Below are 15961 nucleotides of genomic sequence, written 5' to 3'. Positions count from 1 at the left end.
TGCCTTTCCTGGGAGTGCGGTTAAACCACAAGGTACCATCTAAGTCAGAAATGACCAGCTCGTTGGTGGTCTTTTCTGACGTAGATGGTACCTACCTGGGGTGCTTAGCGCTGGATCTCAGCCAGCAGCTCTGCTACAGCATCCTCAACAGCAACCTCACGGGCCTCGCCACTGCGGCGGTCCTTGATTTCGACCTTGCCCTCGGCAAAGCCTCGACCAACCACCACGATAGTAGGTACACCCAGCAGTTCAGCATCGCCAAACTTAACCCCGGGAGATACCTTGGGGCGGTCATCGAACATGACATCCAGACCGGCTGCTTCAAGGTCGGCAACCAGCTTTTCTGCACCTTCTGCGACCTCGGTGCCCTTACCAGTCATGACCACGTGAACGTCGGCAGGTGCCAGGTTGCGGGGCCAGATCAGGCCCTTCTCGTCGTGGTTGCCCTCGGCAATGGCAGCCAGGGCGCGGGTGACGCCCACGCCGTAGGAGCCCATGGTGACGGTCTGCAGCTTGCCGTTCTGGTCCAGTACCTTCAGGCCTAGGGCTTCTGCGTACTTGCGGCCCAGGGCGAAGATGTGGCCCATCTCGATACCGCGGGCAGCAATCAGGGGGCCGGAGCCGTCCGGTGCGGGGTCGCCCTCGCGCACCTCGCAGGCCTCAATCACGCCGTCAGCTTCAAAGTCACGGCCCAGCACCAGGTCGTAGACGTGCTTCTGGTCCTCGTTAGCGCCGGTGATCCAGGCTGAGCCTTCGACCACGCGGGGATCAACGAAGTAGGGGATGCCGGTGGCTGACTCAACGCCTAGCAGCTTCTCATTCAGGGTCAGACCGGGGCCAATGTAGCCCTTGACCAGCTGCGGGAACTTCTTGAAGTCCTCTTCGCTGGCAGCTTCAACCTCAACTTCGCCGCCAACGCCCAGCAGGGCACCAACATTAACCTCAACGCGGCCCAGGTCAACGGCACGGTCGCCGGGTACGCCGATAGCAACCAGCTGGCGGGTGCCGTCGGGCAGGATAACAGCCAGCACCACGTTCTTGAGGGTGTCGGCGGCGGTCCAGGGCTCGCCCTCGCGCGGGTGCAGGGTATTGGACTGGTCAACCAGGGTTTCAATGGTCGGTGAGTCGGGGGTCAGCTCAACGCGGGCAGCGGGGGTGGCTGACGCGTCTACGGGCTCGGGCACCACGGTGGTCACGGCCTCAACGTTAGCCGCATAGCCGCCCTCGGAGCGCACGAAGGTGTCTTCACCAATCGGGGTGGGGTGCAGGAACTCCTCGGAACGGGAGCCACCCATAGCACCGGACTGGGCCTGAACGATAGCGATCTCAAGACCCAGGCGCTCAAAAATCTTGATGTAGGCGGCGCGGTGGGCCTGGTAGGCCTCTTCTAGGCCCTCGTCATCCACGTTGAAGGAATAGGAGTCCTTCATGATGAACTCGCGGCCGCGCAGCAGGCCAGCACGGGGGCGGGCCTCATCGCGGTACTTAGTCTGAATCTGGTAGAGGTAAACCGGCAGGTCCTTGTAGGAGGTGTAGAGGTCCTTGACCAGCAGGGTAAACATTTCCTCGTGGGTGGGAGCCAGCAGCATGTCTGCGCCCTTGCGGTCCTGCAGACGGAAGAGGTTATCGCCGTACTCTTCCCAGCGGTTGGTGGCCTCGTAGGGTTCGCGGGGTAGCAGGGCCGGGAAGTGGACTTCCTGGGCACCGATGGCGTTCATTTCCTCACGCACGATGTTTTCAATTTTGCCCAGCACCTTCAGGCCCAGGGGCAGCCAGGTGTACACACCGGGGGCGGCACGGCGGATGTAACCGGCACGTACCAGCAGCTTGTGGCTTGCAACTTCGGCATCAACGGGGTCTTCGCGCAGGGTGCGCAGGAACAGGTGTGACAGGCGCTGGACCAAGTGGTTTCTCGCTTCTCTCGTACGGGGCCCACTCTGCTCGGCGATCTGGCCGGGGCGGGCATACTTATCTACCAGTTTACCGCCAACCGACTGAACGTGTACCCACTGCACCGATGGGGCTTATGACAGGACGCCGGCCCCCACTCCCCTGCCTATGGGCAAGGAGGTGGGGGCCGGCGTCCGCGCAGAAAAATCTGCTCAGTCTAGGGGCTTAGAGCCCCAGGGCGGTGTACCAAGCCAGCTTGGCCTGGCCCAGGTCGTTGAGCTCGGCGTTCATGAAAGCGGTGCCCTTAGTCCAGACCAGGGTGCCACCTTCGAACTGCTGGGTCACAATGGTGGTGCCGTTAGCGGTTGCTTCGGTTGCTTCAGCAACGGGGGCACCAAGCATGGTCATCTCGTTCCAGATGTTCCAGTTACCGCCGGCTGCCCAGTCGTTGTAGGAGGAGAAACGACCGCGGTCATCCAGGTTCAGAGCCTCGGTCAACGCGGAGGACTCAAAGGGCTGGGCACCAGCCAGGGGCTTACCCTGGGCATCGGCCTTGATGTAGACCACCTTGTTAGCGTCTACGCGCAGTTCAAGCACCTGCTGCAGGGGAATGAACTTAGCTGCTGACCAGTCATAGGTGGCATCGATCTCGGTGCCAGTTGCGGTGCGGTCCATCAGACCAGCACCCCAGGTAACGGGAGATGCGGTGGTCTGATTGTCCCAGTTGATGCAGGTACCGTAGTCGTCGTACTGGATGAAGTAGTGAGAGATAACAGCGGTACCGGTGGAGTACAGGGCGTAGCCGTGGTCATCCCAGGTAACGGGGGTGGAGCACTGCTCAGCGGTGGTGTTGTAGAAGAGGGCACGCAGTTCTAGGGCACCGGTCTTCCAGTGCTTGGTGTACTCGTTCTGATAGAGGTAGGTACCGTACTCAGCGGGCTGAGCCAGGTAGGCTGCGAGCGCATCGGTATTGATCATGAGCGCACGGTCCTGGGCAACGGAGTAGATAGCAGAGACGTTGCCGCCGAAGTCCTGGGTTACCAGGTCAGCGGTTGCCTTGGTCAGCTCGCCACCGGTTTCGGCAACAGCTACGCCGTTAGCGGCAGCGACCGCGCGGGCGTCAGCAATCTTGTTGGCGGCATCGCCGAAGTTGGTGTCGGCGGGAGTCTCGGGCTCAGCGGGAGTCTCAGGAGCTACAGGCTCGGCAGGAGTCTCAGGGACTACCGGAGTTTCGGGTTCAGCCGGGGTCTCAGGTGCCACAGGCTCGGCAGGGGTTTCAGGAACAACCGGGGTCTCAGGTGCTACCGGTTCAACAGGGGCTACCGGAGTTTCGGGTTCAGCCGGAGTCTTAGGAGCTACCGGCTCAGCAGGAGTTTCGGGCAGCACGGGAGTGGTTTCGACAACAGCGTTGTTGGTGAAGCAAGCGCGGGTCTTGGAGCGCTCTGCCTGCCAAGCCTTAGCTTCTGCCGAGTTGAGGTTGATGTAGGAGCCTGCCTGGGTCTTTTCATCCAGTACTACGAGCCAGCGGGTCTTGCCGTCGTGGGTGGTGATGGAGAGACCGCAGTGGCTGTGCTTCCAGGGGGCTGACTCAGCATTGCCGAACTTCTCAGCACCACCGGCCTTCATGAAGGCTTCGCCGGCCGCGCCGGTAACTGCCTGCACGCCGCCGTACTTGCCCTGGGTGACAACACCGTTTTCGAAGGTCTGCTGGGTAGCGCCGTTGGCGAAGGTCTGCTGGGCGCCGGTTGCTGCGCCGAGGGCGTCCTTATTCTTTTCCCAGTAAGCGCCGATGGGGGTGGTGGTATCCACTGTCACGGCATCTGCGGCAAAGGCGCCGGGGGCCATGGTCAGCGAAAGGCCGAGGAGGGTGGATACGCCAAGAGGTGTACGGAGGCTCTTCAATGCTTTCCCTAAAAGTTCGTGGTGATTTAAGTGCTCTGCGCCTGAAAGAGGTGGGTGGGGCTTCAGACCTGCGATGCAGAGTAAAAAGTGTGCACCCTCAAAACTACCAGCTTACGCACAGGGAAGAAACCGACCATTTAGGGGACAAGTGTGGTCCCACTGGGGGATATGTCTGCTAATAACAGCGCGGCACAAACAGTGCCGAGGGAACAGCTCTGACCTAAAACAACACCGTGGCAAAGGTTGAGCGCTGTTGCCAGCCTGTTGCCTCGTAGAGGGCGCGGGCTGGGGCGTTGTAGTCATTGACGTAGAGGGATAGGTGGGGGAAGCGCTGGCGAATCAGGTGGCAGGCTTGAGCCAGGAGTACCGGGGCCAGGCGGTGGCCTCTGTAGGCGGGGTGCAACCAAACCCCTTGAAGCTGGCAGGTGGAGTCGTGGGCAAGGCCCAGATCAGTTTTAAAAATGACCACGTTCTCGCTATTGACGGCCACCAGGGTGCGGCCGGTACGGGTAAGTTCGTCGATACGGCGGGTGTAGCCTGCGGGGTCACGCGTCATGGGGTCGTAGCCGACTTCTTCGGTGAACATAGCGACGGACGCCCGCAGCAGGCTGGGTCTGTCGTCGGTTCGGGCCCAGCGCACCGGCTCTGTGATGGCGGGAGCCCCGAGGGAGGGGCGGGCCAGGGGCGCGCGGACGAGCTCGCTCAGGTCAGCGGTCACGGGCAGCTCGAGAAGGGGTTGGTTTTCACGTACGTCAAAGGGGGTGGGCATGCGCGAAGCGAGGTGCGACCAGATTCCCATGACCGGCTCGCGGTGGCCAAAGATAGAGCCGATGCGCCGGTTGTGCCGCCAAATATAGGCCGCGACCTGGCGGTAGTGGGCCTCGGGCAGGGTGAGCGGAACGCAGTTAGCTCCCAGCCAGAAGGCCCCCACCAGGCAGTAGCGGGGTTCGACAACCGCCGGGGTACGCGCGGACGCCGGAACTAGAGTCTCTGCCAGACCGGGCATGGCGGTGCGCGGAGCAGCTGCCTCTTCGGCAAAGTGGGCTCCAGCTGAGGTGCCGACCCTGGCGGTTGCCTTCGCAAACAGTCCCTCAAGGGTGGACCGCACACGGGCAGGCAGGCGCTCCCCCACGGTTTCGGTGAGGTGCGCAGCCGACCCGGCGGGGGCGTCCTTTGGTCCCATCTCTCCGGGGACTTCGCGGGGCACAAAGACGCCCATGAAACCGTGGGGAGTTTTCAGTGACGTCAGGGCACTAGGGGCTGGTAGGCCGAAGTGGTGCAGGTGCTCGGCGGCAAAGAGAAAGCCCACCGGGTCCGACTCAATCATGGTTTCAAGTTCCGCCCGGTCATCGATGGTGAGAGGGCGGATCAGGGCATCTTCTGCCCCGCGGGAGAAACGTGAAAAGACGGTCACGGTGGGCTTTTCTTCAGCTGCTTAGGAGACTGAGACGGTGGGTTCGCCTGAAAGGTCAATTTCGCCGCGTTCTTCCATCTCGCGGGCGATGCGGTTGGCCTCTTCGATCAGGGTCTGCACGATGTCTTCTTCGGGCACGGTCTTAATAACCTCACCCTTGACGAAGATCTGACCCTTGCCGTTGCCAGAAGCTACGCCCAGGTCGGCCTCGCGGGCTTCGCCGGGGCCGTTGACGACGCAGCCCATGACGGCCACGCGCAGGGGCACCTTCATGCCTTCAAGACCCTTGGTGACGTTTTCAGCCAGTTCCCACACGTTCACCTGGGCGCGGCCGCAGGAGGGGCAGGAAACAATATCGAGCTTGCGGGGGCGCAGGTTCAGGGACTCAAGAATCTGGGAGCCGACCTTGACCTCTTCCACAGGGGGTGCTGAGAGGGAGACACGGATAGTATCGCCAATACCCTCAGACAGCAGGGCGCCGAAGGCGGTCGCAGACTTGATGGTTCCCTGGAAGGCAGGGCCTGCTTCGGTTACGCCCAGGTGCAGGGGCCAGTCACCGGCAGCAGCTAGCTGACGGTAGGCCTCAACCATAATGACGGGGTCGTTGTGCTTAACCGAAATCTTGAAGTCCTGGAAGCCATGCTCCTCAAAGAGGGAAGCCTCCCACACCGCTGATTCGACGAGCGCCTCGGGGGTCGCCTTACCGTACTTTTCCAGCAGGCGCTTATCGAGCGAACCGGCGTTCACACCGATACGGATCGAGGTGCCATGGTCCTTAGCGGCTGCAGCGATTTCCTTAACCTGGTCATCGAACTTACGGATGTTACCGGGGTTCACACGCACAGCACCGCAGCCGGCTTCGATAGCGGCGAAGACGTACTTGGGCTGGAAGTGAATATCAGCGATAACGGGAATCTGGGACTGCTTAGCGATAATGGGCAGGGCTTCTGCGTCCTTATCGGTGGGGCAGGCAACGCGCACGATATCGCAACCGGCAGCCGTCAGCTCAGCAATCTGCTGCAGGGTCGCGCCAATGTCGTGGGTTTTGGTGGTGGTCATGGACTGCACCGAGATAGGAGATTCTGAGCCAACGCCTACGCTACCGACCTTAAACTGGCGGGTTTTACGGCGCGGAGCCAAAACGGGCGGCGGAGCAGCGGGCATTCCAAGGGCGACCGAGGTCAAATCTTCCTCCAAAGGTTCTTTGGCGGTGCGGTCTTGCGCACCTGTTCAACTATCTATTGTGCCACGCTTCAGCTCAAAGAGCGGTTGAGCTAAAGCACACAAGGGCAGGTAGGACGCCCTCGCAGCTGATTGGAATGGATGAGCGAGGAGGGGGAGGGGACGCCCTCGCAGCCGACTGGCTGGGTCTGGCATGAATTGAGCGAGCGCCCCGGCGCGAGCTCAAGAAGGTTAGTCGGCTAGAGGGCGTCCCCGCCTCGTCCGTTCTATCCCCTACAAAATACTCACCGGCTTGAAGATATCGGCGGCTACCAAAATCACGGTCATCAGCAGGAAGGCACCGGCTACCATGTAGGTCAGGGGTAGCAGCTTGACGGGGTCGAAGGGACCGGGGTCGCGGCGTCCGAGCAGTTTGGCGGTCTTGCGGCGGAAGCCCTCCCAGAGGGCGCCCAGAACGTGCCCGCCGTCGAGGGGCAGTAGGGGGATGAGGTTGAAGGCAAAGAGCATGAGGTTCATCTGGGCAACCAGGGACACCAGGGAGGCTGCCTTATCGCGCAGAATAATCTGGTCGTGGGCGGCAATTTCACCGGCGATGCGCCCCACACCCACAACTGAGACCGGGCTGTTGGCGTCGCGCTCGCCGTTGGTGACCAGGGTGACGGCTACCCCGTAGACGCGGGCGGGTAGCTTGATGAGGGTGGCCCCGATCCGTTGTAGGGACTCCCCTACTGTCGGTAGCACCTCGCCAATGGTTCCGGGGGTTAGTTCACTGGTGGGGCCGATGCCGATGAAGCCGACTTCCTGGGTCTGGTAGCTTCCGTCGGAGTTGGTGAGGTAGGTTCCGGTGAGTTCATCGTAGATAGGGCGTACGGTCAGCATGGGGGTGATGGTGAGCTCTAGGCTCTGCCCGGCGCGCTCAACGGTGAGAGGCACCTCGGTGTCGGCGTTGGTACGAATCAGTTCGGTGAGCTGGTCCCAGCTGGTGATGGCCTGCCCGGCGAAAGAGGTAATGGTGTCCCCGGGTTGCAACCCTGCTGCATTGGCAGGAGATTGGGGGTCTTCGGCCCCGCACTCGGTGGAGTTAGCGGTGTCGGCGTTGGTGGAGTCAACGGTTTGTACGCACTGGGCAACGCTCTGGACGCTGGTGGTCGGCTGGTAGGAGCCAAAGCCGGTCACGAGCACCGCGGTTGCCACCACACCGATGAGCAGGTTCATGAAAGGCCCGCCCAGCATAATGATGATGCGCTTATAGACCGGTAGCTGGTAGAAAAGCCTGCCCTGGTCGGCTTCGGTGATACGCTCGGCGTCCGCTTCCCTTGCCTCGCGGGCTAGCTGCTGGAGGGGGCTGGTGCCGCCGGCGCGTCCGTCCGCCCCGTCTTTGCCGGGCGGGTACATGCCAATCATCGAGATGTAGCCGCCTAAGGGCAGAGCCTTGAAGCCGTACTCGGTTTCGCCGCGCCGCCAGGAGAAGAGGGTCCTGCCGAACCCAATCATGTACTGGGGTACGCGCACGCCGAAGAGTTTGGCGGGCACCAGGTGCCCCAGCTCGTGCAGGGCGATAGAGGCGGCGATAGCCAGGGCCATCAGCACTACACCGACGATGAAAAGTAGGACGGTCACGCGAGGGTGCTCCTTGTAGATGCGGCGCCCGTAGTGGTTGGGCAGGTCATCTGCCAGAGTACGCCATGGGGCTGGAAGATGTCGCCTTAGATAGCCTTGGAGTTTGCCCACAAAGAGGGAAGGCGAGTAGGGCTTTGGGGTGATTTTTACCTTTACTTTTGGGTCAAAAAGGCCTTTACGTCACAAAGTGTCAAAGAGGGGATTTCTGGGATCTAATCTAGGCCGCGGTAGGTGCTCAGAAAGCAGGAAAGACCCCTCGATATCTGCGATGACCAGTAGAAATGCAAGTTAATTGCACACCGCGGTGTTTTTAAGCATCTACCATACCTATTTTGTTTTACCGGGCAAACTAGGCAGAATAAAAGAAGAAAGCGCGCCGCCTCAGCAAAGGCGCCACCCCATCACGTCACGAGGAGCACTCATCATGACTGCACAGGTTGAAGCCCCCACTACGGGAGTCTTTGTCAACGAACAATCCGCCGCCGCTTGGGAAGGCTTCACCCCCGGCCCCTGGCAAGACAGCATCGACGTGCGCGGCTTCGTCCTTGCAAACTACACCCCCTACGAAGGCGACGCCGCCTTCCTCGCCGGGCCCACCGACAAGACCCTGCGAGTCTGGGACACCCTCGAAAAGAACTACCTCTCCGTCGAACGCAAAAACCGCGTCTACGACGTAGACACCCACACCCCCGCCGAAATCGACGCCTTCCCCGCAGGCTACATCTCAGACGATGACAACGTCATCGTCGGCCTCCAAACCGACGTACCCCTCAAGCGCGCCATGATGCCCAACGGCGGCTGGCGCATGGTCGAAACCGCAATCCGCGAAGCCGGTAAAGAACCCGACGAAAACATCAAGAAAATCTTCACCGAATACCGCAAGACCCACAACGACGCAGTCTTCGACATCTACACCCCCCGCATCCGCGCGGCCCGCTCCTCCCACATCATCACCGGCCTGCCCGACGCCTACGGCCGCGGCCGCATCATCGGCGACTACCGCCGCGTAGCCCTCTACGGCGTCGACAACCTCATCGCCGACAAAGAACGCGCCAAGCACGCCGTTGCCGATCAAGGCTTCTCAGAGCACTGGGCCCGCTACCGCGAAGAGCACTCCGAACAGATCAAGGCTCTGAAGCGCCTTAAGAAGATGGCGGCCCTCTACGGCTTCGATATCTCCGGTCCCGCCCGCACCGCCCAAGAAGCTGTGCAGTGGACCTACTTCGCCTACCTGGCCTCCGTCAAGTCCCAGGACGGCGCCGCCATGTCCATCGGCCGCCTCTCAGGCTTCCTCGACGTCTACTTCGAACGCGACCTCGCTGCCGGCCTCATCACCGAAACCGACGCCCAGGAAATGATCGACGCCCTCGTCATCAAACTCCGCATCGTCCGCTTCCTACGCACCATCGACTACGACCAGATCTTCTCAGGCGACCCCTACTGGGCCACCTGGTCAGACGGCGGCTTCGCCGACGACGGCCGCACCCTCGTCACCAAAACCTCCTTCCGCCTCCTGCAGACCCTCCGCAACCTAGGCCCCGCCCCCGAACCCAACATCACCATCTTCTGGGACGAAAACCTACCCACCGGCTACAAGGAATTCTGCTCCGCCATCTCCATCGAAACCTCCTCCATCCAATACGAATCAGACCCCCAGATTCGTGAACAGTGGGGCGACGACGTCGCCATCGCCTGCTGCGTCTCTCCCATGAAAATCGGCAAGCAGATGCAGTTCTTCGGTGCCCGCGTCAACGCAGCCAAAGCCCTGCTCTACGCCATCAACGGCGGACGCGACGAAATGACCGGCAAACTCATCGTCGAAGGCTACGAACCCATCAAGGGCGACGGCCCCCTCGACTTCGACGAAGTCTGGCTCAAGTACGAAGAAATGCTCGACTGGGTCATCGCCACCTACGTTGAAGCCCTCAACATCATCCACTACAGCCACGACAAGTACGCCTACGAGTCCATCGAAATGGCCCTGCACGACTCAGACATCATCCGAGCCATGGGCTGCGGCATCGCCGGCCTCTCCATCGTCGCTGACTCCCTCTCAGCCATCAAGTACGCCAAGGTAACCCCCGTCCGCGACGAAACTGGCCTCATCGTCGACTACATCACCGAAGGCGACTTCCCCGCCTACGGCAACGACGACGACCGTGCCGACGACATCGCCGCCACCATCGTCCACACCGTCATGGAGAAAATCAAGGCCATCCCCCTCTACCGCGACGCCATCCCCACCCAGTCCGTGCTGACCATCACCTCCAACGTGGTCTACGGCAAGGCAACCGGTAACTTCCCCTCCGGCCACCGCGCAGGCACCCCCTTCTCCCCCGGCGCCAACCCCGAAAACGGCATGGACACCCACGGCATGGTCGCCTCCATGCTCTCAGTCGGCAAGCTGGACTACGAAGACGCCCTCGACGGCATCTCCCTGACCAACACCATCACCCCCACCGCCCTCGGCCGCACCAAGGAAGAACAGGTCACCAACCTGGTCGGTATCTTGGACGCAGGATTTATTCCTGAAGAGGACTAAAACTACAGAACGGCTCCCCAGGTTCGCGCTCGCTGCCGACCCTCTCGCCTGGTTCGCTTCGCTCACAAGGCGATTCACGCCAGCCGCCGAGCCAGCAGCTTCGCTGCGAACCTGGGTCGCCTCCATATCCCAACCACATCACTCTCAAAGGAGAACATCATGGCCGTCAAGACCTACGAAGAGCGCCTCGCTTCCATGAAGGCAAACCGCGCCAACAAGACCGCCCCCAAGGGCCTCTACCACGCCAACATCAACGTCCTCAACCGCGAAACCCTCGAGGACGCCATGGAGAACCCCGACAAGTACCCCAACCTGACCGTCCGCGTCTCGGGCTACGCCGTCAACTTCGTACGCCTCACCCGCGAGCAGCAGCTGGACGTACTCTCACGCACCTTCCACCACGGAGCCTAGTGATTCTTCATGTCACTTGATATCTCTCACGAGATAACCGATACCGCCGGCGAGCTAGCATTTGCTCCGCCGGCGGACCGGCATTCCGGGGCAGGCACCTGGGGCCTCGGCGAACTCACCGAACTCGAACGCTCCGCCCAACTCAAACTCATGCGCGAAGGGCAACTCGGCTCCGTCCACTCCTGGGAACTGGTCACCGCCGTTGATGGGCCCGGCACCCGCATGACCATCTTCATGAACGGCTGCCCCCTGCGCTGCCTCTACTGCCACAACCCCGACACCTTCAACATGAAGGACGGTAAACCCGTCATGGCTGCCGACCTCATCAAAAAAATCAAGCGCATGCGCAAGGTCTTCAAAGCCACCGGCGGCGGTATCACCATCTCCGGTGGCGAGGTGCTCATGCAGCGGGCTTTCGCTGAGAATATCCTCATCAGTGCCAAGTCCCTGGGGATCCATACCTGTATTGACACCTCGGGTTTCCTGGGGGCCCACGCCTCAGATGAGTTTCTCGATAATGTAGACCTGGTGCTACTCGATGTTAAATCGGGCTCTGAAGAGGTGTATCAGGCGCTCACCGGCCGGGCCCTGCAACCCACGATTGATTTTGGGGACAGGCTCTCAGCCCTCGGCAAGAAAATCTGGATCCGCTTTGTGCTGGTGCCCGGCTACACTGACGCCCCCGACAACATTGAGAAGGTAGCCGACATCGTCTGCCGCTGGCGGAATGTGGTTGAGAGGGTGGAGGTACTCCCCTTCCACCAGATGGGCACCGACAAGTGGGAGTCCCTGGGCTACGACTACAAGCTCAAGGACGTCCACCCGCCCAGCAAAGAAGCCACCGAAGCCGCCCGCGACATCTTCCGCGCCCGCGGCCTCACCGTCTTCTAGACTCCATACATCAAACGATGACCCCCTCGCTTCTCTCTTCACCCCATGGATTATCTCAGGGTGAAGAGAGAAACAAGGGGGTCATCTCTTTAGATACGCCTACGCAGGGGTAGGTCTATGCCTGCCCCAGAATCTCGTTGGCACGGGTGCGGGCCCAGGCTTCTGCCTCAAGCACCGCTTCCAGAGTCAGAGAACCTGACTCGGCCAGGGCCGAAGAACTCGCGTGCTCATCGAGCACCCGCCCGGTTGTCTCAATCATGTCGGTAAAACGAATAGCACCGGCGTGGAAGGCCGCCACCGCCTCCTCATTAGCAGCGTTAAAGACCGCCGGGAAGGTACCGCCCCGCTGGCCCGCCCGCTTAATCATCTCCACCGCCGGGAAGGCCTTGTTATCCAGGGGCTCGAAGGTCCACTCGCTGGCCTGCGACCAGTCACAGGGCTGCGCAATCCCCGGAATCCGGTGGGGCCAGGTTAGCCCTAAGGCAATGGGCAGCAACATGGTAGGCGGGGATGCCTGGGCCAGGGTGGAGCCGTCCACAAACTGCACCATAGAATGAACCACCGACTGGCGGTGGACAGTGACGTCGATACGGTCCAAATCAATGCCGAAGAGGTGGTGGGCCTCCAGCACCTCCAGGGCCTTATTGACCATAGAAGCCGAGTTAGTGGTCACCACCAGGCCCATATCCCAGGTGGGGTGAGCCAGGGCTTGGGCCGGGGTGACCTCCCGCAGCTGCTCATAGGTCATACCCCTAAAGGGACCGCCCGAGGCAGTGAGCACCAGCCGGTCAATCTCTCGGTCGGTGCCCGAGGCCAGGGCCTGGGCCAGGGCCGAGTGCTCAGAATCCACCGGGATCATGGGCTGCTCCAAGGCAGAGGCGTCCACGGCAGCCTTGACCAGCTCACCACCGGCAATGAGGGATTCCTTGTTCGCCAGTGCCACCTGGGAACCTGTGTGCAGGGCAGCCAGGGTGGGTTCCAGGCCGATGGAGCCGGTGATGCCGTTGAGGACGACGTCCGCCCCAGCCCGGGCAGCTGCGGTCGCGGCGTCCGCCCCCCACTCAATCTGGGGGCTGTAGCCCGGTGCCAGCTCAGCCAGCAGCGAGCGCAGGGTGGCGGCGTCCGCTTCGGTGCCGCTGGTAGCGACCAGGTGCGGACGCAGGCGGGCGGCCTGCTCTGCCAGCAGGGGCAGGGAGCGGGAGCCGGCTGAGAGGGCGGTGACGCGCACGGGAGCATCATCGCTGCCGGTGGAGGTTCCTGCCAAGGAGTTGAGGTGGTCGATAACCTGCACACCCTGGGTGCCGATGGACCCGGTAGAGCCGAGCAGGGTGACCGTCCGCCCGCCGTGCAGGAAGTCTGCTAGCTGGTCAGTGAGGGTTTCGCGGGAGGCGCCGAAGCGCTGAGTTGAGCCAAATCGCATGATTCTATTTTCCGGTAAGGTGTCGGGCCGGTCCTAGCAAAATCGTCCAGGAGCGACGGGCGGGATCGGTTGTCAGGTAGCGGTAGCCCCAAAAGGCGAAGTGCCCGGCGGTGGCAAGGGCCAGCCCACCGGCTAAGGTGGTGAGGGTGGTTTTCTTCATACCTTAAGTTTTACACCCCGGTAGGTACCATCTAGGTCAGAAAAACCCACCTAGTTGATGGTCATTTCTGACCTAGAGGGTACCTACCCCCTTAGCCGACGATGTCGAAGCTCTGCAGCTTCTTCTTGCTAGCCTTACCGCCGCTGTTCTGCAAGCCCAGCAGTTCGGCGTAGATACCGCCGGAGGCCGCCAGCTCAGCAGGGCTGCCCACCTCGTCAATCCGCCCCTCCTTGAGGGTGACGATACGGTCCACCGTTGCGATGGTCGAGAGACGGTGGGCAATGATGAGGGAGGTTCGGCCCTCCATCAGCTCTTCCAGTCCCTTCTGTACAGCCCGCTCGGCCTTAGTGTCCAGGGCGCTGGTAGCCTCGTCAAGAATTAGAATCGGAGCGTCCTTGAGCATGGCCCGGGCAATAGCAATACGCTGCTTCTGGCCGCCTGAGAGCTTCAGGCCGCGCTCGCCGATGAGCGACTCGTAGCCGTCCGCAAACTTCGAGATGAAATCGTGGGCGTTCGCCTTAGTGGCGGCCTCGATGATTTGCTCCCGGGTAGCGTCGGGGCGGCCGTAGGCAATATTCTCGGCAATGGTACCCGAGAAAAGCGAAGCGTCCTGGAAGACCATGCCAATCAGCGAGCGCACCTGCGCCAGGTCGCTGCCGGCAATGTCCATACCATCAACCAGTACCCGGCCCTCGCGCGGGTCATAGAGACCTTCGAGTAGGGCCATGAGGGTTGATTTCCCCCCGCCGGACTCCCCCACAAAGGCAATACGCTCACCGCGATTCACCGCCAGATTAATCCCGTGCAGCACATCTGCTTCGCCCTCATAGCCAAAGGTCACGCCCTCAAAGCGGACGAGTTCGGCCCCGGGTTCAGCGGTGAGGCTGGCGGCAGCGGCGTCAGTAGCGGTTTTTGTAGCGGAGTCCGGACGCACCCCGGCAGCCCCGGCGGTAATGGCCAGGGCTCGGGCGTCTGACTGCCGTTCCATGACCTCGAAGTAGTCCTTAGAACCGGCAATAGCGCGCTGGGCGGTGTCGACAATCCAGGAGAGCGAATTGATGGGAGCTACCGCCATGGCCAGAAGCTGAATGAGCAGCACCATGTCGCCGATGGTGAAGTCCCCGGCCAGGGTGCGCAGGAAAATCAGCAGGTAGAGGGCGAAGAAGATGAGGTTGAGGAAGGACAGGCGGGCAACGTCCATAGTGTGCCAGAACTTAGACTGGGCGCGGGTGAGCCCGATGGTCTTTTCGAAACGGCCACCGAAATCAGTGAGTTCTCGGCGCTCGCGGCCGAAGGACTTTACTACGCGAATCTGCCCGATAACTTCAGCAAAGCGGCCGGACGCAATGTCGATATTCTCGTTCTTCTCGCCTTCCCAGACCTGCCATTTTTCGCTGGTTTTGCTGGTGAGCCAGAAGTAGACCGGGAAGATAATAATGAGCAGCAACCCCAGGGGCCAGTAGTAGATGGAGCTAATCACAATCACCGAGACCGTGGTGAGCACCAGGGAGATGAAGGTGTTGCTCATGGTCTTCACGAAGTTGGTGACTTCGGTGATGGAGCGGTTGAGGCGGGCGATAATGGTGCCGGTCAGCTCGGTATCGAAGTAGGACAGGGGCAGGGAGAGCAGTTTCTCGTAGTAGCGCACCGACAGGATGGTGCGCATGCGCTGGCTCATCACATCACCGATATAGCCGCCGATGTTGGTGGTCAGCACACTCACCAGCTGAGCTGCCAGGTAGGCAACCGCGAACCAGGCGATGGCTGTGCCGGTGGTGGGGGCTGAACCGTTCAGGTGCCCCACGACGGCATCGGTTGCCCCTGAAATAATGAAGGGGGCCAGCAGGGAGGTTGCGCTGGTAAGCACCGCACAGATGATGATTCCTACGAAGTAGGGCCACAGCTCTTGAGTAGCTCTAACGATTCTGGCGATACTTTTCATGAAAATCCCTACCTGCCGGTGTTCTTGTGGTGCCCCACTACCCTACCGCCGGCGTCCGCCCACCTGGTTGAGGGAGCAGTGTTCTTTTGCCCACGCGGGTAACACAAAGCCCCGGTGGGCGTCTTGTCCTTGGGTAAGGACGGACGCCCGCCGGGGCTTAGAGACTAAAGGGCTAGGCCGCTAGGGCTTAGGCCTTGTTCTTGGTGATGGCACCGTAGATCCAGAGGACCAGCAGTGAGCCTATGACGGCGGTGAAGAGGGTACCAATACCGACACCGCCGCTCATACCATCTGAGAGGAAGGGCAGGAAGGAACCGAGCCAGCCACCGAGCATAGCACCTACGATACCGAGCACCATGGTAACCAGGATGCCGCCGCCCTGCTTACCGGGCATAATCAGCTTTGCGATAGCACCTGCGAGAAGACCAATGATAATCCAACCGAAAATTGACATGTTTTCCTTCTTTCATAGGGTTACGGGGATGAGCCCGAATTATTCAGCGTGCTTCTAGTTTATATCAAATTCCAAGATAAAGCTAAGCAAGCTACAAGTGTGTTGGCTTACCATTTCCCCGCGTTATACCCTC

Annotated in this window: 12 protein-coding genes; 3 read left to right on the top strand and 9 right to left on the bottom strand. The window is 61.1% G+C overall.

The genetic code is table 11. From position 1 onward, the window contains the following. Positions 1-104 precede the first annotated feature (104 nt). The 5 genes from L6758_RS07115 to L6758_RS07095 form a co-directional block, all read right to left on the bottom strand. Positions 105-1904, bottom strand: coding sequence for a proline--tRNA ligase (locus L6758_RS07115; RefSeq protein WP_237205502.1), 1800 nt, complete (start codon positions 1902-1904; stop codon positions 105-107). A gap of 211 nt (positions 1905-2115) precedes the next feature. Further along, on the bottom strand, positions 2116-3792 hold the full coding sequence (locus tag L6758_RS07110) for a hypothetical protein (RefSeq protein WP_237205501.1): 1677 nt from the start codon (positions 3790-3792) through the stop codon (positions 2116-2118). Positions 3793-4012: 220 nt separating this feature from the next. Then, on the bottom strand, positions 4013-5206 hold the full coding sequence (locus L6758_RS07105; RefSeq protein ID WP_237205500.1) for a GNAT family N-acetyltransferase: 1194 nt from the start codon (positions 5204-5206) through the stop codon (positions 4013-4015). Between the two features lie 21 nt (positions 5207-5227). Beyond that, positions 5228-6391, bottom strand: coding sequence for a flavodoxin-dependent (E)-4-hydroxy-3-methylbut-2-enyl-diphosphate synthase (gene ispG / locus L6758_RS07100; RefSeq protein ID WP_185173294.1), 1164 nt, complete (start codon positions 6389-6391; stop codon positions 5228-5230). A 270-nt stretch (positions 6392-6661) separates the two neighbouring features. Beyond that, on the bottom strand, positions 6662-8008 hold the full coding sequence (locus L6758_RS07095; RefSeq protein ID WP_237205499.1) for a M50 family metallopeptidase: 1347 nt from the start codon (positions 8006-8008) through the stop codon (positions 6662-6664). A 424-nt stretch (positions 8009-8432) separates the two neighbouring features. Between L6758_RS07095 and L6758_RS07090 the strand changes: the two genes are divergently transcribed. The 3 genes from L6758_RS07090 to pflA all read left to right on the top strand — a co-directional run bounded on the left by L6758_RS07090 (position 8433) and on the right by pflA (position 11852). Next, entirely contained in the window at positions 8433-10550 is a 2118-nt protein-coding gene (locus tag L6758_RS07090) for a pyruvate formate lyase family protein (protein ID WP_237205498.1), read from the top strand. A gap of 159 nt (positions 10551-10709) precedes the next feature. Continuing rightward, positions 10710-10961 carry an autonomous glycyl radical cofactor GrcA2 gene (gene grcA2, locus L6758_RS07085; protein WP_083093496.1) on the top strand — a complete coding sequence of 84 codons (252 nt, stop codon included), beginning with the start codon at positions 10710-10712 and terminating at the stop codon, positions 10959-10961. Positions 10962-10970: 9 nt separating this feature from the next. Next, complete coding sequence (gene pflA / locus L6758_RS07080; RefSeq protein ID WP_237205497.1) at positions 10971-11852, top strand: pyruvate formate-lyase-activating protein; 882 nt, start codon at positions 10971-10973, stop codon at positions 11850-11852. A gap of 115 nt (positions 11853-11967) precedes the next feature. Here pflA and dxr read toward each other — a convergent pair whose 3' ends face one another. The 4 genes from dxr to L6758_RS07060 form a co-directional block, all read right to left on the bottom strand. Beyond that, complete coding sequence (gene dxr, locus L6758_RS07075) at positions 11968-13272, bottom strand: 1-deoxy-D-xylulose-5-phosphate reductoisomerase (protein WP_237205496.1); 1305 nt, start codon at positions 13270-13272, stop codon at positions 11968-11970. A 4-nt stretch (positions 13273-13276) separates the two neighbouring features. Next, complete coding sequence (locus L6758_RS07070) at positions 13277-13432, bottom strand: hypothetical protein (protein ID WP_237197284.1); 156 nt, start codon at positions 13430-13432, stop codon at positions 13277-13279. A gap of 91 nt (positions 13433-13523) precedes the next feature. Next, a complete protein-coding gene (locus L6758_RS07065) occupies positions 13524-15374 on the bottom strand; it encodes an ABC transporter ATP-binding protein (protein ID WP_237197286.1) in 1851 nt (616 codons plus the stop codon). 187 nt (positions 15375-15561) lie between these two features. Continuing rightward, the gene (locus tag L6758_RS07060; RefSeq protein WP_237205495.1) at positions 15562-15828 is read right to left on the bottom strand and encodes a GlsB/YeaQ/YmgE family stress response membrane protein; all 267 of its coding nucleotides are present in this window, start codon (positions 15826-15828) and stop codon (positions 15562-15564) included. Between the last annotated feature and the right edge of the window lie 133 nt (positions 15829-15961).

This window comes from Rothia nasimurium (assembly GCF_928382285.1).
Lineage (GTDB): Bacteria > Actinomycetota > Actinomycetes > Actinomycetales > Micrococcaceae > Rothia > Rothia nasimurium_E.
Note: the sequence above shows the minus strand (reverse complement) of the source record. Positions and strands in the feature narration are given on the sequence as shown.